The sequence below is a fragment of the Streptomyces sp. A 4/2 genome (genome assembly GCF_940670765.1).
Classification (GTDB): Bacteria; Actinomycetota; Actinomycetes; order Streptomycetales; family Streptomycetaceae; genus Streptomyces.
In genome coordinates this window covers 1-543 of the sequence record NZ_CALNVW010000091.1, presented here as the reverse complement: position 1 = coordinate 543, position 543 = coordinate 1, and the positions used below count along the sequence as shown (strand labels likewise).

Annotated in this window: 1 pseudogene; it reads left to right on the top strand. The window is 71.3% G+C overall.

Features of this window, described 5'->3' with window-relative positions:
* Window positions 1–543, top strand: a pseudogene (locus NBY69_RS37155) (serine/threonine protein kinase); the annotation flags it as partial.

The window sequence follows — 543 nt, the reverse complement described above, 5'->3', positions numbered from 1 at the left end:
CGTGGCGGCGGCGGTCGACGAGGTCAAGCAGCTGCTGGGGGAGGGCCGCATCACCCAGGCCGTCGACATCCTCGGCGGCATCCTCCCGGCGGCGGCCGAACAGCACGGTGAGAAGTCCACGGTCGTCCGCATCCTGCGCAAGCAGTACGCGGCGACGCTGCTGGACGACGGCCAGTACCGCCGGGCCCTGCCCGAACTGCGCAGACTGGCCGACGCCCGCGCGGCGGAGTCGGGCGCGGCCGACGAACAGGCCCTCCAGTACCGCTTCGACGCCGCCCAGTGCCTGGAACAACTGGGCGAACCGGCCGCGGCACTCGCCGAGTACCGCGCGATCCTGCCCCCATACCAGAACCAGTACGCGGCAGGCACCGACCCGGCCCGCTCCTTCGAAATCCGCCACCGCATCGCCCACTTGCTCCTGGCGATCGGCGACCACGGAGCGGCCCACCGCCAACTCCAGGAACTCCTCTATGACACGGAACGCCGGTACGGCCCGCACCACCCACTGCCCCTGGAACTGCGCCGCTCACTGGAACGCAACCA